Below are 17,175 nucleotides of genomic sequence, written 5' to 3'. Positions count from 1 at the left end.
GATGACGATCGTCGGCTTTGCGAAAACATGTGAAGAAGGCCGGCCCTGCGGCTGTCACGCAATCGTCAATCGCAGTGTCTAGGGATGCGTTTTCTGAAGTCGCGGCCGGTTCGCCCGGCATCACCAACGAGGTTCATCATGCGCATCCTGCTTTCCGCCCTGCTCTTTGCCGCAGGCGTCGCCCAGGTTTCCGCCGCCGAGGGCAAGCTGGTCCTCTATACGAGCCAGCCGAACACCGATGCCCAGCAGACGGCTGACGCCTTCATGGCGAAGAATCCGGGCGTGACCGTAGAGTGGGTGCGCGACGGAACCCCGAAGATCCTTTCCAAGCTGCAGGCCGAGATCGAGGCCGGACAGCCGCAGCCCGACGTGCTGCTGATCGCCGACGTGGTGACGATGGAAGGGCTCAAGGCCCAGGGCCGTCTCATGGCCTATCCCGAGGCGGATGTCGCCGCATTCGACGCCGGGCTGGTGGACAAGGACAAGACCTACTTCTCCACCAAGCTGATCACCACCGGCATCGTCTACAACACCAAGGCCCCGTTCGTGCCGGCGAGTTGGGAAGACCTCGCCAAGCCCGAGGCGAAGAACCTGATCGCGATGCCGAGCCCCCTGACCTCGGGTGCGGCGATGATCCACACCGTCACGCTTACCGGCAACCTCGCCGGAGGCTGGGACTTCTACAAGCAGCTCGCCGAGAACGGCGCGGTGGCCGCGGGCGGCAATGGCGACGTGCTCAAGGCCGTGTCCGGCGGCGACAAGCTCTTCGGCATGATCGTCGACTACATGCCGATCCGCGAAAAGGCGAAGGGCGCGCCGGTCGAGTTCGTCTTCCCGAAGGAAGGCGTGTCGGCGGTGACCGAGCCTGTCGCGATCCTGTCCACGGCGAAGAACGTCGAGGCGGCGAAGGCCTTCATCGACTTCATCCTCTCCGAGAAAGGCCAAAAGCTCGCCGCGTCGCAGGGCTATATCCCGGCGCTCGCCAGCGCCGGCCTGCCCGCCGGCTATCCCGAGCGCTCGGCGATCAAGGTTCTCGGCTACGACGCGGCCGCGGCCCTTGCCAACGACGCGGCCAATAAGGAAAAGTTCTCTGAAGTGATGGGCCAGTAAGGGCCTGTCCGGAGATTTGCGAACGCGGTCCGGCCGGGAATTCAGCGCCCGCCGGGCTCGGCGCTCCCAGACGGCTTCTCAGAGGACATCTCCCCGTTTGGCATCGATCCACACAGCCGACATTGCCGGACCTCATAGCGCCGGCGCGATACGGGCGACCCGGCTGAAGCCGGGCCGCCTCGCCGCTATCTGCTGGGTCGTCGCCGTCGTCGGCCTGCTCAGCCTGCTGCCGATCGGCCGGCTCCTCCTCGCCGCGATCGCGCCGGGCTGGGAGCTCGACCTCGCCGCCTTCGCCGGCCGGATCACCACCACGGCGGCGCTCAAGGCAACGTGGCACACGCTCGACACGGCCTTCTTCGGCGCCCTACTGGCGATCGCCATCGGAGCACCCTTCGCGCTCGCCGTCGCGCTGACGGACATGCCGGGAAGACGGCCGCTCGGCTTTCTCCTGCTCCTGCCGCTGATGATCGCACCGCAGGTGACGGCGCTGTCCTGGCTACACCTCTTCGGCCCTTCGAGCGCCCTGCTCAATGCGCTCGGCATCGCGCCCCCGCCCGGCACGCCCAATCCCGTTATCGGCCGCGAGGGCATCATCCTGCTCTACGGCGTCCAGCACGCGCCGATCGTCTTCGTGACGCTGCGGGTCGGGCTGGCGCGCATCCCGCGCGACTTCGTCGAGGCCGCACGCGCGGCCGGTGCCTCGACGCCGCACCTGCTCCTGACGATCGTCCTGCCGCTGATGCGGCCCTATCTGCTCGCGGCGTCCGCACTGGCCTTCGTCTCGGGCGTCGGCAATTTCGGCATTCCCGCCTTGCTCGGCCTGCCGGTGAACTATCTGACGCTGCCGACGCTTATCTACCGGCAGATGTCGAGCTTCGGGCCGGGCGTGCTGCCGCAGATGGCGAGCCTCTCGGTGGTGATCGCCGCGCTGGCGCTGGCCGGCGTCGCCATGCAGGCATTGGCTGCGCGAGATGCGGGACGCTACTCCGGCGGACTGCCGGCGCGCCTGTCGCTCGGCCGCTGGCGCTGGCCGCTCACCGCACTGGCTTGGGCGGCCATCCTGCTGATGGTGGTCCTGCCTGCGCTGGCACTGGGCTCAACAGCTCTTGTTCCTTCCTTCGGCCTGAAGCTGACTTTCGAGACGGCGACGCTGGCGAACTTCGCGGAAGTCCTGACGCGGCAAGCCGCGACGATGCGCGCGTTCCGCAATTCGACGCTGCTCTCGGCTGCGGCGGCCATCATCCTCGCCTTCGGAGCGATCCCGTTCGCGGTTGCGCTCGACCGCTTTAGCGCGCGATGGCGGCGCGGCGCGCAGGCCGCCCTCGAACTGCCCTATGCCGTGCCGGGCATCACGCTCGCCATCGCCTGCATCCTGCTGTTCCTGCGTCCGCTGCCTCTGATCGGCAGCCTCTACGCCACCGCCTGGATCATCCTTGTCGCCTATCTGATGCGTTTCGCCACCTTTGCCGCGCGCCCCGTCGCTACGGCCATACGGCAGATCCCGCGCGACCTGGACGAGGCCGCGGCGGCAGCCGGTGCAGGCGCCCTGCGGCGCATGTGGACGATCACAGCGCCGCTCGTCGCCCCGGCCGCCGTGGCTGGCGCACTGCTCGTCTTCATGGGCGCGTTCAACGAGCTGACCGTATCGGCGCTGCTCTGGTCCGGCGGCAACGAGACGCTGGGGGTCATTCTCTTCAGTCTCGAAGAGGCCGGGCTCGCCGCGCATGCCGCAGCAATCGCGGTGTCAACGATTGTCGCTGTCGTCCTGATCCTCGGTCTGCTCGACCGCCTCTCCGGGCGTCTGCCCGCCGGCGTGCTGCCTTGGCGGTGATCAGACTCCGGGGATGATCCATGCATCCGAGACGGAGACGTGGATTCGCTCTCCGACCGCAGGAGGATGCGACGCGTCGAGCGCGATCTCCTCACCGGTCCCGAGCGCCAGCCGGACCTCGTGGACAGGCCCTCGATAGATCGTCGACGTGACAACGGCCGGCAGGCCCGTTTCGGCCGGCCTCAGCCCCTCCGGACGCAGCAGGACCCGGACAGGGCCATTTGCAGGACGGTCGCCGCGCGCCGGAAACCGGACGCGACCAACGTCCACTGTCACCATGCCCTCACCCGGCTCGACCACCTCAGCGCGGACGATAGCGCCCCGTCCCACAAAGCCGGCGACGGTCGCGTCCGCCGGCGACCGGTAGACCTGAGACGGATGCGCGACCTGCAGCAGCCTGCCCCGATCGAGCACCGCGACGCGATCGGCCAGCGCGAGCGCCTCCGCCTGGTCGTGGGTGACGTAGACGATCGTCGCGCGCGTGCGTCGATGGATCTCGCGGAAGACGTCGACCATTGTGGCGCGCAGATGCATGTCGAGATTGGCTAGCGGCTCGTCGAACAGAATGATGCCGGTATCGGCGACGAGGCAACGAGCGAGCGCGACGCGCTGCCTCTGGCCGCCAGACAGTTCGTCGACCTTGCGGGCGCCGTAGCCCTCGAGCCCGACGATGGCGAGCACCTCCGCCACCCGCGTCTCGACGGCCTGCCGCTCCACGCCGCGGGTCTTCAGCGGATAGGCGACGTTGCCCGCGACATCCATATGCGGCCACAGCGCGTAGGACTGGAAGACGATCCCCACCCCGCGCTTCTCGGGCGGCACCTGCCGCCCGGCCTCGGCGACGATCTGGTCGCCGAAGCGGATGGTGCCGGCGTCGGGCGCCTCGAAGCCTGCGATCAGCCTGAGCAGGGTGGACTTGCCACAGCCGGAAGGGCCGAGCAGCGCGGTGAACGAACCGCCCGGAAAATCGAGCGACACGCCGTCCACGGCCTGGACTGCGCCGAAGCGGCGCGACACTTGTTGCAGGGCGATATGGGTCATCCGATCTCCACGAGCCGCCCCGCCATTATCCAAAGTCCGGCCCGATGGCCACTGCCGAGAATTCAGAAGCGTTTGATCGACAACACCTCGAAGGTCTTCGCGATCGTGTCCACCGCTCTTTCGTAATCGGCAAGGGACAGACAGGCGATGAGCGCGTCGACGATGGCGAGCTGGGCGATGCGGCTGGTCATCTCGCACCACCGGGTGGCGGTGATGTATATGGGCGAGATCGTCGAGATCGGCCCAACGCGTGAAGTGCTGCACGCACCACGCCATGCCTATACGAAGCAACTGCTGGCGGCCGTGCCTGTCCCCGATCCGTCGCGCCGCCTGAAGCGCGTCACGCTCGACGCGCGGGAGCTCCCAAGTCCGCTGCGCGCGCTCGGCGACCTTCCTGTCACGCGGCCGCTGGTGCCGGTCGCGCCGGGCCATTTGGTGCAGGCGGTGTGACCCCGGAAATCGATCAGAAGGCCCCGGGCGGGGCCTTGCCGATGCCGTACTTAAGGCCGGCTCACTGGGCCTGATAGAGTGTGACGACGCAGGCGCCGCCAATCCCCAAATTGTGCTGAAGCCCGATCCGCGCGCCGTCGACCTGGGTCGAGCCGGCGGTACCGCGGAGCTGTTTGGTCAGTTCGTAGCACTGGGCGAGCCCGGTGGCGCCGAGCGGGTGCCCCTTGGACAGGAGACCGCCGGACGGGTTGGTGACGACCTGGCCGCCATAGGTGTTGTCGCCGTCGTCGATAAATTTCTGCGCGCCGCCCTCCGGGCACAGGCCGAGGGCTTCATAGGTGATGAGCTCATTCTGGGCGAAGCAGTCGTGCAGCTCGACCACGCCCACGTCCTTCGGGCCGATCCCCGACTTCTCGTAGACCGCCTTCGCCGTCGCCGCCGCCATGTCGTATCCGACGACGCGCATCATATCGTCGCCGTCGAAGGTCGAGGGCCCATCGGTGCGCATCTCCTGCGCGACAATCCGGACCTGGTCGTTGAGGCCATGCCGACGGGCAAAGCTTTCGGAACACAGGATCGCCGCGGCCGCGCCGCAGGTCGGCGGACAGGCCATCAGCTTGTGCAGCGCGCCGGGCCAGACAACCGGACTGTGCATCACGTCGTCGACGCTGACCTCCTGACGTAATAGCGCCAGGGGATTGCGCGCCGCGTGGCGGCTCGCCTTGGCGCGCACCTTGGCGAAGTCCTCCAGCGTGGTGCCGTATTTCGCCATGTAGGATAGGCCCGCGCCGCCGAAATAGCGCAGCGCCAGCGGTACTTCGCCATGTCCGACGATCCGGTCGGTCGCTTCGTCGAAGCGTTGGAACGGGCTGGTGCGGTCGTTGAAATGGGCGGCGAGCGCGCCCGGCCGCATCTCCTCGAAGCCCAGTGCCAGCACGCAGTCGGCAGCACCGGCCTCTACGGCCTGACGGGCGAGCCAGAGCGCCGTCGAGCCGGACGAACAGTTGTTGTTCACGTTGACCACCGGCACGCCGGTCATGCCCACATCGTAGACCGAGCGCTGTCCGCAGGTGCTGTCGCCGTAGACATACCCGGCATAGACCTGCTGGACGGCCTCGTAATCGAGGCCGGCATCGGCGAGCGCATTGCGAACCGCTTCAGCTGCCATCTCATTGTAGCTTCTGGACGCACCGGGCTTGGCAAACTTGACCATTCCCACCCCGGCGACGATCGGCTTCGACATCCGTTTTCCTCTCAGCGGCGCTTCTGTCGGAGACACCCTTGCCAGTGTTGCACGATACTGCAAATTCCGAATACTCTCCTGATATTCCCAAATGGAATATCTTCATGAACCTGAACCATCTCCGCCATGTCGTCACGGTCTATCGAATGGGGTCGTTTACCGCGGCAGCCGCGGAACTGAACGTCAGCCAGTCGAGCGTCACGAAGGCGGTCGCCTGGGTCGAACAGGATCTCGGTTACGCGCTCTTCGACCGGCGCGCCCGCGGTGTCTCGGTCACCGAGGCAGGGCGCGACTTCATCGATCGTGCAGCGCGCATCGTGTCGGACATGGACCGGCTGGTGGCCGACACCGCCACACAGCGCGGCGAGCGCGACGCGATCCTGCGCATCGGGGTCGCGCCGCCATCGCTGGAAGGCCTGCTGAACCGAGCGATCCGCACGGTGCTGCGCGAGCCCGACCAGTTCAGGATCCACATGCAGGCGAGCTCGACCCAGCGGGCCATGGCAATGCTCAGCCAGGGAGACCTCGACCTGCTCGTCGGACCGACGGAGGAACTGAGCCGCGAGCAGGGCTTTGCGCTGGAGAACCTGCCTGATTTCGTCGGTCTGGTCTTCTGCCGCAAGGGACATCCGCTCCTCAAGGAACAGACGAGCGGCGAGCCCCGGTTGCGCGACTATCCGATCGTCGTCCCCGACCTCTCCGCGCCGCTGGTCGAGCAGCTCGTGCGCACGGTCTGCGGTGTCGGCAGCGCCGACATCCACGTCCATATCATCGACAATTTCCCGATGGTGGCGGGCATCATCGAGAGCACCAATGCGCTGGGCATCGCCTCCTCCAGCTTCGCGCGGACGCGGACATTCCTGGACAAGTTCCAGCTCATTCCGGATACGCCGGGCCACATACTGCCGCTGTCCGCAGCCCGCCGCGCGCGCTGGCTTCCTTCGCCGCCCATGTCACGCTTCCTGAGCGCGGTGCGGCGGCATCCGCCGAACTGACCACGGGAAGCTTAATAGAGGGCCGCACAGGCCGCGCAAACCTGGCGGTCGTTCAGCGTATGAGCGTCTTTCGCCTCGCTCCTCTTGATGCCGAGGAAGCTCGCCAGCAGTTCCGGCGCGAACCATTCCGCCACCACCTGGCTTGCCTCCAGCGAGTCCAGGGCCGCATCGAGCGTGACGGGCAGCCTTGCCAACCCCAGACGAGCACGCTCCCCGTCGCTCAGCAATTCGGGATCGCCCGAGAAGATTGGTGCTGGCTCGAGCTGCTGCCGGATTCCGTCCAGCCCGGCGCGAAGGAGCGCGGCAAGGGCGAGATAGGGATTCGCCGTGCCGTCGGCCGCGCGATACTCGACATTGAACTGGCGCGCCGGATCCTTGCCGGCGATCTCCACGGTCGGGCAGATCCGCAGGCTCGCTTCCCTGTCCCGCTCGCCGAGCCAGGTCCATGCGGACGACCAGTTGTGCGGCTTCAGCCGGAGATACGAGGATGGGCTCGACGCCGTCAAAGCGAGCATCGCCGGCATGTGGTTGAGAATGCCGGCGCAGAAGGAAGCCGCGACGTCGGAAAGACGGCCCGGCTTCGACGCATCAAATCCGGCGGGATTTCCCTGCGCGTCGATCAGGCTGAAATGGATATGCACGCCGTTGCCCACCGCGTCCGGCTGCGTCTTGGGCGCGAATGTCGCGCGCCAGCCTTCGTTGCGCGCCATCTCGCGCGTGATCTCGCGGATGACGACGGCGCGGTCGGCGGCCGCGAGCGCGTCGGTCGGCCCGCTGGTGATCTCGTACTGGTCCTTGCCGTATTCGGCGATGATGACCTCCGGATCGACGCCGGCATCGGCGAGAGCGGCGAAGTAGCGGCCTGCGAATGGCTCGGCCCGGCGCAGGGCCTGGAAGGAGAAGACGTGCGCGTCTGGCAGATCGCTGCCGACCAGCTGGAATTCCTGCTCGAAGGACGACAGCACGGACAGGCCGGTTTCCTCCTTCAGCGCGGCGATCGCTGCTCGGAGCGCCGAGCGGCTGCAGGCCGACCACGGCGCGCCGTCGAGCGTGACGATGTCGCCCGGCGTCATGTCGAAGGGCGTCGGCGATCCGGTCATGGCTGTCACGGCACGCGCGGAAAGGTCCGGCAGGATGCGCAGGTCGCCCGCAGATCCCCAAATGTTGTCGGCGACGATTTCACCCGTCGGCTTCAGGGAGGCATTTGCGGGAACCCAGCCCACGCCGCTGTTTACAGCGTGCCCGATGCGGTCGGCAGGCAGGAATCTGCCGCGCGTGATGGCGGTCAGGTCGGTGGTGACGATCGCGGCGAGATGGGTGGCGGTCATGCGGATTTTCCAAGAAGGGTGAAGCGCTCGGCCACGACATCCGTCCGCGTGCGCGAGCAATAGCCGCCGAAGGCATCCAGCGCATGCTCGTGCCGGTTGCGGGTGGCCGCAAAACAGGCATCCTCCGGCACGGTCACCATGAAGCCGCGGTCGGCGGCGTCGCTGACGGCCATGTCGACGCACTGATCGGTCATGATCCCGCAGACGACCAGCTGGCGAACACCGAGATTGCGCAGCAGATAGTCGATATTGGTGGAGTTGAAGACGCCGGAGGAGGTCTTCGGCAGAACGATCTCGTCGCCGGCCGGCATCAGGCCCGTCACCAGAAGCGCCCGCTCGTCGGACCGCGCCAGATGGATCGGCGTCATCTTGTGGTCGAGCGAGCGGTCGCGACCATCTTCGGTCAGGCTCCGGATGATCGTATGCAGCACCTCGACGCCGTTGGCGCGGGCGGCCGCCAAAAGCCGCACGCAATTGGGCACGGTCACCGCGGCGGTCGTCTCATAGAACTCGGCCTGCGGCCCGCCGCCGGCGCCGTGATCCTCGAAAGCGCGGTCGAGCCAGATGCGCTGCATGTCGACGAGCAGGAGCGCGGTCTCTCCTCGCTTGAAGGGCGCGTCGCGCGAGGGAATGGCTTCAGGCATGCCGCGCACCTCCGATTGCCGCTGACGCGGGCATGGCCGGAATGAGCGACAGAAGCCGCTGGACGTAGGGATGCTGCGGTTTCGTAAACAGCTGCTCCGTCAAGGCGACCTCGCGCAGTTCGCCGCCCTGCAGAACGGCGACGCGGTCGCACATCTGGCGCACCACTGGCAGGTCGTGGCTGATGAACAGGATGGTCAGGCCGAGCTTTTCCTGCAGATCCTTCATCAGGTTGAGGATCTGCGCCTGGATCGACACGTCGAGCGCCGAGGTCGGCTCGTCGCAGATGAGGAAGCTTGGCCGGCTGGCGAGCGCCCTCGCAATCGAGATGCGCTGGCGCTGCCCGCCGGAGAAGGCATGCGGATAGCGCTGGGCCGCATCGGCCGGCAGTCCGACCGCGTCCAGCAGTTCGCTCACCACCGGGCGCGCGGCTGCATTGCCTGCAACGAAACGGTGATGCAGCAGCGGTTCGGCCAGGATGTCGCCCACCTTCATGCGCGGATTGAGCGAGGAATACGGATCCTGGAACACCATCTGAGTCTGGCGACGGATCTCCATCCGTTCCGACCGGCTTGCCGTGAAGACATTCCTGCCGGCAAACAACATCTCACCATGACTGGGAGGGGTAAGGCCGGCGAGGATGCGCGCCATGGTGGACTTGCCGGATCCGCTCTCGCCGGCGAGCCCCAGCACCTCGCCCCGCCCGATCTTCAGATCGATGCCCGTGAGCGCGGTGAAGCCGGCCTTGCGGGAGAACAGGCCTTGCCGCGCGCCATAGGTCATCGCGACATCGCGCAGCTCGACCAGCGGGCCATCCGGCGCGCTTATGGCGCGCGTTCCGGCCGACAGCCATTCCAGCGCCGCGTCGACGCCCTTGCCGAGGCCGGCCACGGGAAAGCGGTCGCGCTTGACGTCCATGCGCGGTACCACCGAGATGAGGGCCCGGCTGTAGGGATGTTCCGGTTGTTCCAGGACCTTTCGGGTGAGACCGAGCTCGACAAGACGTCCACCCTGCATGACGGCGACGCGATCGGTGACCTGCGCGATCACGCCCATGTCGTGGGTGATCAGCATCACGCCGATGCCGCGCTCCTGCGCCAGGGTCTTGATGAGCTGGAGGATTTGCGCCTGGACGGACACGTCGAGCGCCGTCGTCGGCTCGTCGGCGATCACGAGTTCCGGGTTCGAGCAGAGCGCGAGCGCGATGACTGCCCGCTGACGCATGCCGCCGGAAAACTCGTGGGGCCAGTTCTTCACCCGGCGGGCAGGGTCGGGAATGCCCACGGCATCGAGCTGACGGACTGCCTCGGCTCGAGCCTCGGCCAGCGACATCGACCGATGCGTCCGGATCGTATCCACCAGCTGGCGCTCGACGGTGAACAGCGGATTGAGGCTGGTCAGCGGGTCCTGGAAGATCGTCGAGACCCGCCGCCCGCGCAGCGCGCGCATGGCACGGGCGTCCGTCGCATCGATCTCGGCCCCCTTGACGCGGATGCGGCCGGCCGCAATCTGGCCTGGCGGCTGCAGCAATCCGGTAATCGCCGCGCCGACGGTCGATTTGCCGGCGCCGCTTTCGCCGACGACACCGACGATCTCGCCCGCTCCGATCGAAAGCGTCACGTCGTCGACGGCCACCAGCGTTTCGTCGCGCAGAGGGAACTCGACGCGCAGGCCTTCGATCTCGAGAACCGGCTCCATGTCAGCGCCTCCTCGGATCGAGCGTCTCGCGCAGCCAGTCGCCCAGAATGTTGATCGACAGCGCAAGCACGAGCAGCACCAAGGACGGGAAGGCGAGGATCCACCATTCGCCGGAGAGCAGGAACTGCTGTCCGATGCGGATCAGGGTTCCGAGCGACGGCTGGTTAGGCGGAAGCCCCGCGCCAAGGAAGGACAGCGTCGATTCCGCGATCACCGCCAGCGCAAAATTGATGGTCGAAATGACCAGGATGGGCCGGGCCACGTTCGGCAGCAGGTGACGGCGCAGGATCGCGCTCGACGGACGACCCATCATCGTCGCGGCCTGGATGTATTCGCGCCGCATCTCCACCATCGCCGCGCCGCGCACCGTGCGCGCATAGGACACCCAGTCGGACAGGCCGATCGCAAGGATCACCACATAAATCGCCATGGCGTCGCGCATCCCCGTGGGCAGCAGCGAGCGGGTCAGGCCGAAGATCAGCAGCGCCACCAGCATAGAGGGGATCGCGAGTTGCACATCAGCCACGCGCATGATGAGCGCGTCGACGCGGCCGCCCGCATAGCCTGCGATCAGGCCGAGCGTCACGCCGATAAACGCGGACAGCGCGACCGCTGCGATGCCGACGACGAGCGAGGTGCGCGCGCCGAACAGCATGGCCGAGAGCATGTCGCGGCCCTGGTCGTCAGTGCCGAGCAGAAAGAACGCGTCCGAGAACTCGTTGCGGCTGAACGGCGGCGTGAAGCCGTTCATCAGGTCGAAGGAGCCCGCTGCGCGCAGATCCTGCGGCGCGATCCAAGGCGCCAGCGCAGCCGCGAGCGCGACCAGGACCACCAGCGCGAAAGCGATCATCGCGCTTGGGGAAGCCAGGAAGGCGCGGCCGATCTCCGACCGCCGGAAGCGTCGCCACGGACCGCTGGTTGAAAGCTGCTGTTCGCTCATCTCATTGCCCCGCGACACCGGCGCGAAGGCGTGGATCGAACAGATAGTAGAGGCAGTCGACGATCAGATTGATGACGACGAAGACGAGGGAGACCAGCAGAAGGTAGGCGGCCATGATCGGCACATCGGAGAAACTGACCGAATTGATGAAGAGCAGGCCGACGCCCGGCCACTGGAATACCGTCTCCGTCACCACCGCGAAGGCGATGATCGTGCCGAGCTGGAGACCGGAGACCGTGATCACCGGGACCATGGTATTCTTCAGCGCATAGCTGAAATTGATCAGGCGATCCGGCAGGCCGCGCGCCCTGGCGAAGCGGATATGGTCGGAGGTCAGGACCTCGCTCATTTCCGCGCGAACAAGCCGCAGAATGAGGGTCACCTGGAAGAGCGCCAGCGACAGAACCGGAAGGATGACCGCCTTCCAGCCGGAAACGGTCAGCAGGCCCGTGGTCCACCAGCCGAGCTTTACGGTTTCGCCGCGGCCGAACGCCGGCAGCCAGCCGAGCTGCACCGAGAAGACGTAGATCAGGCCGATGCTGATGAGAAAATTGGGCAGCGACACGCCGACGAGCGAACCTGTCATGATGATGTGCGACATGCGCGAGTCCGGCTTCAGTGCCGTCGTCACGCCGAGGAAGATGCCGACGGCGAGCGCCAGCGCGAATGACAGGATCGCAAGCTCCAGCGTGGCGGGCAGCCGCTCCAGGATAAGCTGGAGAACCGGCTGTCCGATACGGGTGGAGATACCGAAGTCGCCCTGCAACACCGACCAGATGAACCGAGCGAACTGCACCGGAAAAGGCTGGTCGAGACCGAGCGCGGCTTCGAGCTGCGCTCTGTCGGCGGCCGTCGCATCCTGTCCGAGCATGTTCTGGACAGGATCGCCGATGAAGCGGAACGCGGCGAAGGACAGGAAGGCGGTGACCAGCATCACCGGCACCGCCTGCCCCAGCCTGCGAAGCAGGAAAAAGATCATTCAGCCACGGTCACGTTCTTGACGAAGATCTGGTTGCCGAGATTCGGCGTGATGCCGATCTTTTCGGCGCTGGCGCGAGCCAGCATCTGGTTGTGGATCGGCAGATAGAAGGTCTCTTCCTGCACTACCTTCCAGATGTCGGCAATCGTCGCGTTGCGCTTCTCGATGTTCGGCTCCGCCGCGAGGGATTCGATCTTCGCGTCGAGATCAGCGTTCGTGTAGTTGATCGACGACCACGCGCCGCGTCCGTTCGAACGCGAATGAACGAGGTTGTCGAACAGGTACTGGCTGTCGAAGGTCGAGACGCCCCATCCCATGATGTAGAAATCGGTCTTGCCGTTGGCAATGGCGGGGAACTGCACGCCGCCCGGCTGGACGTCGAGCTTCACGTCGATGCCGATCTTGCCCAGCATGCCGCTCGCCGCCTGGCAGATCGCCTCCTCGTTGACGAAGGCGTCATTCGTGCAGTGCAACGTGACGCTGAAGCCGTCGCCGTAGCCGGCCTCCGCCATCAGCGCCTTGGCCTTGTCGAGATCGACCGGCGGAACCTTGCCCATCTCCTCGGTGTAGCCGTTGACGAAGGGCGGCGCGATGGTGCCAAGCGGAATGGACTCGCCGCGCATGACGACGCGCTTGATGGCCTCGCGGTCGATCGTCATGTTCATGGCGTGGCGCACACGCTTGTCCGCGAACGGATTGCCCTTGGCCTGGCCGAACTCCAGCTTGTCGGCGCCGACATTGAGGCCGAAGAAGATGGTGCGGTTTTCCGGCCCGCGAACCACCTTGATGCCCGGCGACTGTTCGAGCCGCGCGATGTCCTGCGCGGGAACGTCCTGGAGGAAGTTCACCTCGCCCGACAGCAGCGCCGCGACCCGCGTGGCCGGCGACTGGATCGGCGTATAGACGATGCGGTCGATGTCGAGCGGGAACTCGCCCTTGCCCCAGTAGGCGTCGTAGGCGGCAAGCTCGGTCTTGCTGTCGGGAACCCGGCTGACCAGCTTGTAGGCGCCCGTGCCGTTCTCGTTGCTCGCGGCGAAGCTTTCCTGTCCCGCCTTGAAGTCCTGCGGCTTGGCGGCGTTGTTGGCCTCGGACCATTCGCGGTTCATGATGAAGATGTTGATCAGGTTGTTGACCAGCAGCGGGTTCACGCCCTTGGTATGGACACGCACCGTCAGCGGATCGACCACCTCGACGCGGTCGACCGAGGACAGCAGGGAGCGGACGTTGGACGTGTCACTCATCGCGCGCCCGAAGGAGAAGGCGACGTCGTCCGCCTCAAGCGCCGTGCCGTCGTGGAACGTCACGCCGTCGCGCAGCTTGAACTCCCAGATCGACGGATCGCTCTCAAGGTTTTCCCATGACACGGCGAGAACCGGCGTCAGCTTGCCGTCGTCGGAACGGGCGGCGAGCGGCTCGTAGATCTGGTGATTGAAGGTGTGGGTGATGCCTTCGTTGTAGGCGTGCGGGTCGAGCGTCTGCACGTCGGACGCACGCGCCCAATTCAGCGTTTCGGCCATCGCGGGAAACGCGGTGCCCGCCATCATGAGCGCCATGAACCCGGCGCGAATGGAAACTGTCATATCTCAAGTCCTCTCTGTCGGTTGGCTGGCGGGGCATCTGCGCACCCTCGCCCGCCCGGTGGTGGTTATTCGCTTCTGACGCCGCACCAGTCGATGACTGCAGCGGCCAGGATTTTTGTCGTCTCGCGGATGGAGGCCACGTCGGCCCACTCGTCCGCGCCATGCTGGTTCGCGCCCGCCGGGCCGTATCGCAGCGCCTGCATGCCCGCGGCCGCGTAGTGCGCGCCGTCGGTGACGCCGATCGATCCGCGCAGGATCGTCTGCGCATGGCCGAGACGTTCGCGCGCGGCGCGGATCGAGCCGACGATCGGATGATCCGGGGAGGTGTTCATCGGCGGGAAATGCAGTCCGTACAGGTCCCATTCGACGGTGATCGGATTGTCGCGCAGCCACGGATCCGACGCGCAGAAGCCTGCGACGAAAGCCTCGAAATCGGCGCGGACCTCAGCGGTCTTTTCATGCGGAAGGAACTTCATGTCGATGTCGATGACGGCGACATCCGGCACGATACCGGGATTGCTGAGGATCTGCGGCAATCCGTCGGCGCCCATGCCCGCGCCGATCTGCACGACGCCGACGCCAAAATGATTGACGCCCGCCGGCATCAGCGGATGCGACTTCGAGCGGGCGACGCCCGCTTCATAGTCGCGCAACGCCATCAGGAAACGGGTCGCGATATCGGCGGCGCTGACAGGTTCATTTCCGGTGCGCGCGGCGTGCGGCTGCGGCCAATAGCCGGTGTAGCGATAGGCCGAATGGCCCTGGCGACCGCGGATCGTGACGCGCAGCCACTCCAGCCCGCCCTGACAGAGGAAGATCTCGCCCTGCCCCGGCTCCGCCACGATGACGGCCGCGGCGTGCTCGCCCTCGGCGACCGCCGACCGCGCACCGAAGCCGCCGGCCTCCTCGTCGACCACCGAATGCAAGGCAAGCTCGCCATCGAGTTCGATGCCGGCCTTGCGGATTGAGCGGATCGCTCCCACGCAGCAGGCAAGCCCTGCCTTCATGTCCTGCGAGCCGCGGCCCAGCAACCGGCCATCACGCACCTCGCCGCTGAAAGGCGGCCACGACCAGGCGGACGCATCCCCCACCGGGACGACGTCGACATGACCGCACAGAATGAGCGACTTGTCCGGATCGCCCGCCGGCGTCTTCGCCACGAGGTTCGGGCGGCCCGGCAGAGCGTCCCACTGGCGGGTCGTCAGGCCGAGCGCGCGTAATTCTCCATCCAGAAGCGCCTGAACCTCAGCCTCCCGGCCCGAAATGTCGACGTCGCCGTTGCCGGTCGGGAACTTCGGGTTGACGGAAGGGATACGCACCAGACGGGAGGCGAGATCGACCGTCCAGTCGGGCTCGGCATCCAGAACGGCCCATACGCGGGCAATGGCGTCCTGCGGATCTTTGGACACGGAAGGCTCCTTGAGGCGACGGCCGCAACCGCCGATCCGCACTATGATTGGTTGCCCAAGAGTGTCAATATCATTTCATAAAATAAGAATTGCTGGACAAATATCTGATCTCTTACAATCTTGCCGCCGCATCCCTCGACCGACGCACGGACATTCCCGCCAGGATCATACATGTCGCAAATACCTGTAATCGCTTATAAAACGGCACCATCAGCCGTGACGGACTGGCCCCCTGCGGCCACCGCCGAGAACATGGCGGGGCAGTCGGAATGGGTTCTCGTCTGCGAGCACGCCTCATGCCACATGCCGGCCGAGTATGACCGGCTCGGCCTCGCGGCAGGTGCCGAAAGGGACCACATCGGCTGGGACATAGGCGCTGCGGCCCTGACGCGCGCAATGGCGCGCAGGCTCGATTCGGCCGCGATCCTGGCGAACTATTCTCGCCTGCTCATCGACCTCAACCGCCCCCTGGCAGCTGAAAGCAGCATTCCGACACGCTCCGAGGAAACGGACATTCCGGGCAACGCCTCGCTGGACGAGGCGGAGCGCGCGCGCCGCGTGGAACTCATGTTCACGCCTTTTCACCGCACCGTGGCCGATCTTCTCGACCGCCGACGCGCCGAGGGTCGCGAGAGCCGGCTCCTGACGGTCCACAGTTTCACGCCGGTATACCGGGGCCAAGCGCGCCCCTGGCATCTCGGGATTCTCGCCGGCGCCTCGCGCGGGCTCGCGGCAACCTTCCTCAACGAGGTCGCGGCGGAAGCACCCGCCCTCAGCCTTGCGCTTGACGAGCCCTATCGCATTGCCGAGGATGACGACTACGCCATACCCGTACATGGAGACGCCCGGGGTCTCGACGCACTGCTGATCGAAGTGCGCAACGACCAGCTCCGGAGCGCCGCTGCCGTCGAGGAATGGGCAGGCAGACTGTGCGCGGCGCTGGGCAGGATCTGAGCGCGGACAACAGACGGGGCGCAATGCAGATACGCGAGTTCCTGAGCAGCGGCCGGGTTTCTTTCACCCCGTCCGAGGAACGCATCGTCCAGGTGCTCCTGAGCGACTATCCCGGAGCAGGCCTCACCACCGCGGCAAGCCTTGCAAAGCGCGCCGGCGTGTCGGACCCCACCGTCAATCGGCTCGTGGTCAAGCTCGGCTTCGAGGGCTTCCCCGCCTTCCAGGCCAGCCTGCTGGGCGAGGTGGAGGAACGGCTGCGCTCGCCGCTGCAGATGATGGACAGCCGCAGGCCCTCGCCAAGCGACAGCGCGATGCAGGGCTACGTCGACTCGGTAGCCATGGCGTTGCAGGAGGCGCGAACGTCAACGCCGCAGAGCAGCTTCGACCGTGCCGTCCGGATGATCATCGAGGCGAAGAGCATCGTCCTCGTCGGTGGCCGCTTCAGCGGGTTCATCGCCGGCATCCTTTCGGGCCATCTCGAACAGTTTCGCGCGGGCGTGCTCAACCTCGGCTCTCCCACGCGCGCCGATTTCGACCGGCTCGTGGATCTGGGATCCCGCGACGTGGTGATCGGTTTCGACTATCGCCGCTACCAGAGGGATGTCGTCGATTTCATCGTCCAGGCCGAGGAGATGGGCGCAGGGATCATCCTGTTCACCGACCGCTGGCAATCTCCGGCCGCCGCGCGCGCCAGCGTGTCGCTGATAAGCCCGGTCGAGGTGCAGTCGCCCTACGACACGATGGTGCCCGCGCTCGCCCACATCGAGGCGCTGGTGGCGCAGGTGGTGGCAATGTATGGCCCGCGCCTTCGGGCGCGCATATCGCGGATCGAGCAGGTCAGGCGGGCCAACGACGTGACCGAAGGCGCCTGAACCCCGAAAGCGTTAGCCGCTGCTTACGCGCCGCGGGAAGGTACAGCTCTGCGCGCACATTCGACCGGCGGCGCGAGCCATGAACAAACCCGCGCCGCCTGCC

16 protein-coding genes are annotated in these 17,175 nt (G+C 66.4%); 6 read left to right on the top strand and 10 right to left on the bottom strand.

Annotated features, from left to right (window positions below; all coding sequences use genetic code 11):
* The first annotated feature begins 138 nt into the window (after nucleotides 1-138).
* Nucleotides 139-1,110, top strand: coding sequence for an ABC transporter substrate-binding protein (locus B9Z03_RS09015; protein WP_085463905.1), 972 nt, complete (start codon nucleotides 139-141; stop codon nucleotides 1,108-1,110).
* 106 nt (nucleotides 1,111-1,216) lie between these two features.
* The gene (locus tag B9Z03_RS09010; RefSeq protein ID WP_432417029.1) at nucleotides 1,217-2,941 is read left to right on the top strand and encodes an ABC transporter permease; all 1,725 of its coding nucleotides are present in this window, start codon (nucleotides 1,217-1,219) and stop codon (nucleotides 2,939-2,941) included.
* On the opposite strand, the gene B9Z03_RS09005 is transcribed toward B9Z03_RS09010, so the two are convergent.
* Nucleotides 2,942-3,982: an ABC transporter ATP-binding protein gene (locus B9Z03_RS09005; protein WP_085463904.1), complete on the bottom strand. Its 1,041-nt coding sequence runs from the start codon at nucleotides 3,980-3,982 to the stop codon at nucleotides 2,942-2,944.
* A 62-nt stretch (nucleotides 3,983-4,044) separates the two neighbouring features.
* Nucleotides 4,045-4,173 carry a hypothetical protein gene (locus B9Z03_RS30400; protein WP_280174840.1) on the bottom strand — a complete coding sequence of 43 codons (129 nt, stop codon included), beginning with the start codon at nucleotides 4,171-4,173 and terminating at the stop codon, nucleotides 4,045-4,047.
* Here B9Z03_RS30400 and B9Z03_RS09000 point away from each other — a divergent pair.
* On the top strand, nucleotides 4,160-4,432 hold the full coding sequence (locus B9Z03_RS09000) for an ABC transporter ATP-binding protein (RefSeq protein ID WP_348529002.1): 273 nt from the start codon (nucleotides 4,160-4,162) through the stop codon (nucleotides 4,430-4,432). The two genes, B9Z03_RS30400 and B9Z03_RS09000, sit on opposite strands and share 14 nt — an antisense overlap.
* 61 nt (nucleotides 4,433-4,493) lie before the next feature.
* On the opposite strand, the gene B9Z03_RS08995 is transcribed toward B9Z03_RS09000, so the two are convergent.
* Nucleotides 4,494-5,675 carry a lipid-transfer protein gene (locus B9Z03_RS08995; RefSeq protein WP_085463902.1) on the bottom strand — a complete coding sequence of 394 codons (1,182 nt, stop codon included), beginning with the start codon at nucleotides 5,673-5,675 and terminating at the stop codon, nucleotides 4,494-4,496.
* A 104-nt stretch (nucleotides 5,676-5,779) separates the two neighbouring features.
* Between B9Z03_RS08995 and B9Z03_RS08990 the strand changes: the two genes are divergently transcribed.
* Nucleotides 5,780-6,670 (top strand): LysR family transcriptional regulator, encoded by an 891-nt coding sequence (locus B9Z03_RS08990; protein ID WP_085463901.1) that lies wholly within the window; start codon nucleotides 5,780-5,782, stop codon nucleotides 6,668-6,670.
* A gap of 11 nt (nucleotides 6,671-6,681) precedes the next feature.
* On the opposite strand, the gene B9Z03_RS08985 is transcribed toward B9Z03_RS08990, so the two are convergent.
* The 7 genes from B9Z03_RS08985 to B9Z03_RS08955 form a co-directional block, all read right to left on the bottom strand.
* Nucleotides 6,682-7,998 (bottom strand): type I glutamate--ammonia ligase, encoded by a 1,317-nt coding sequence (locus B9Z03_RS08985; RefSeq protein WP_085463900.1) that lies wholly within the window; start codon nucleotides 7,996-7,998, stop codon nucleotides 6,682-6,684.
* Entirely contained in the window at nucleotides 7,995-8,642 is a 648-nt protein-coding gene (locus B9Z03_RS08980; protein WP_085463899.1) for a cysteine hydrolase family protein, read from the bottom strand. The genes B9Z03_RS08985 and B9Z03_RS08980 overlap by 4 nt, the downstream gene beginning before the upstream one ends.
* Nucleotides 8,635-10,338, bottom strand: coding sequence for a dipeptide ABC transporter ATP-binding protein (locus B9Z03_RS08975; protein ID WP_085463898.1), 1,704 nt, complete (start codon nucleotides 10,336-10,338; stop codon nucleotides 8,635-8,637). The genes B9Z03_RS08980 and B9Z03_RS08975 overlap by 8 nt, the downstream gene beginning before the upstream one ends.
* A gap of 1 nt (nucleotide 10,339) precedes the next feature.
* The gene (locus B9Z03_RS08970) at nucleotides 10,340-11,278 is read right to left on the bottom strand and encodes an ABC transporter permease (RefSeq protein ID WP_085463897.1); all 939 of its coding nucleotides are present in this window, start codon (nucleotides 11,276-11,278) and stop codon (nucleotides 10,340-10,342) included.
* A gap of 1 nt (nucleotide 11,279) precedes the next feature.
* Nucleotides 11,280-12,257, bottom strand: a complete 978-nt coding sequence (locus B9Z03_RS08965; protein WP_085463896.1) for an ABC transporter permease — start codon at nucleotides 12,255-12,257, stop codon at nucleotides 11,280-11,282.
* Nucleotides 12,254-13,837: an ABC transporter substrate-binding protein gene (locus B9Z03_RS08960; RefSeq protein ID WP_085463895.1), complete on the bottom strand. Its 1,584-nt coding sequence runs from the start codon at nucleotides 13,835-13,837 to the stop codon at nucleotides 12,254-12,256. Before B9Z03_RS08960 ends, B9Z03_RS08965 begins: the two co-directional genes overlap by 4 nt.
* Nucleotides 13,838-13,902: 65 nt before the next feature.
* Nucleotides 13,903-15,246: a M20 family metallopeptidase gene (locus B9Z03_RS08955; RefSeq protein WP_244561697.1), complete on the bottom strand. Its 1,344-nt coding sequence runs from the start codon at nucleotides 15,244-15,246 to the stop codon at nucleotides 13,903-13,905.
* Nucleotides 15,247-15,462: 216 nt separating this feature from the next.
* On the opposite strand from B9Z03_RS08955, the gene B9Z03_RS08950 reads away from it, so the two are divergent.
* Both B9Z03_RS08950 and B9Z03_RS08945 read left to right on the top strand, forming a co-directional pair.
* Nucleotides 15,463-16,200 (top strand): N-formylglutamate amidohydrolase, encoded by a 738-nt coding sequence (locus B9Z03_RS08950; RefSeq protein WP_244561696.1) that lies wholly within the window; start codon nucleotides 15,463-15,465, stop codon nucleotides 16,198-16,200.
* A 23-nt stretch (nucleotides 16,201-16,223) separates the two neighbouring features.
* Nucleotides 16,224-17,072, top strand: coding sequence for a MurR/RpiR family transcriptional regulator (locus tag B9Z03_RS08945; protein WP_085463893.1), 849 nt, complete (start codon nucleotides 16,224-16,226; stop codon nucleotides 17,070-17,072).
* The last annotated feature ends 103 nt before the right edge of the window (nucleotides 17,073-17,175 follow it).

This window comes from Mesorhizobium australicum (assembly GCF_900177325.1).
Classification (GTDB): Bacteria; Pseudomonadota; Alphaproteobacteria; order Rhizobiales; family Rhizobiaceae; genus Mesorhizobium_A; species Mesorhizobium_A australicum_A.
Note: the sequence above shows the minus strand (reverse complement) of the source record. Positions and strands in the feature narration are given on the sequence as shown.

Excerpts from the sequence above, each read along its gene's own strand:
- B9Z03_RS08995 (WP_085463902.1), bottom strand. The coding sequence starts at position 5,675 with ATGTCGAAGCCGATCGTCGCCGGGGTGGGAATGGTCAAGTTTGCCAAG.
- B9Z03_RS09005 (WP_085463904.1), bottom strand. The coding sequence starts at position 3,982 with ATGACCCATATCGCCCTGCAACAAGTGTCGCGCCGCTTCGGCGCAGTC.
- B9Z03_RS08965 (WP_085463896.1), bottom strand. The coding sequence starts at position 12,257 with ATGATCTTTTTCCTGCTTCGCAGGCTGGGGCAGGCGGTGCCGGTGATG.
- B9Z03_RS08970 (WP_085463897.1), bottom strand. The coding sequence starts at position 11,278 with ATGAGCGAACAGCAGCTTTCAACCAGCGGTCCGTGGCGACGCTTCCGG.
- B9Z03_RS08985 (WP_085463900.1), bottom strand. The coding sequence starts at position 7,998 with ATGACCGCCACCCATCTCGCCGCGATCGTCACCACCGACCTGACCGCC.
- B9Z03_RS09000 (WP_348529002.1), top strand. The coding sequence starts at position 4,160 with ATGCGGCTGGTCATCTCGCACCACCGGGTGGCGGTGATGTATATGGGC.
- B9Z03_RS08990 (WP_085463901.1), top strand. The coding sequence starts at position 5,780 with ATGAACCTGAACCATCTCCGCCATGTCGTCACGGTCTATCGAATGGGG.
- B9Z03_RS08975 (WP_085463898.1), bottom strand. The coding sequence starts at position 10,338 with ATGGAGCCGGTTCTCGAGATCGAAGGCCTGCGCGTCGAGTTCCCTCTG.
- B9Z03_RS08980 (WP_085463899.1), bottom strand. The coding sequence starts at position 8,642 with ATGCCTGAAGCCATTCCCTCGCGCGACGCGCCCTTCAAGCGAGGAGAG.
- B9Z03_RS08945 (WP_085463893.1), top strand. The coding sequence starts at position 16,224 with ATGCAGATACGCGAGTTCCTGAGCAGCGGCCGGGTTTCTTTCACCCCG.
- B9Z03_RS08960 (WP_085463895.1), bottom strand. The coding sequence starts at position 13,837 with ATGACAGTTTCCATTCGCGCCGGGTTCATGGCGCTCATGATGGCGGGC.
- B9Z03_RS30400 (WP_280174840.1), bottom strand. The coding sequence starts at position 4,173 with ATGACCAGCCGCATCGCCCAGCTCGCCATCGTCGACGCGCTCATCGCC.
- B9Z03_RS09015 (WP_085463905.1), top strand. The coding sequence starts at position 139 with ATGCGCATCCTGCTTTCCGCCCTGCTCTTTGCCGCAGGCGTCGCCCAG.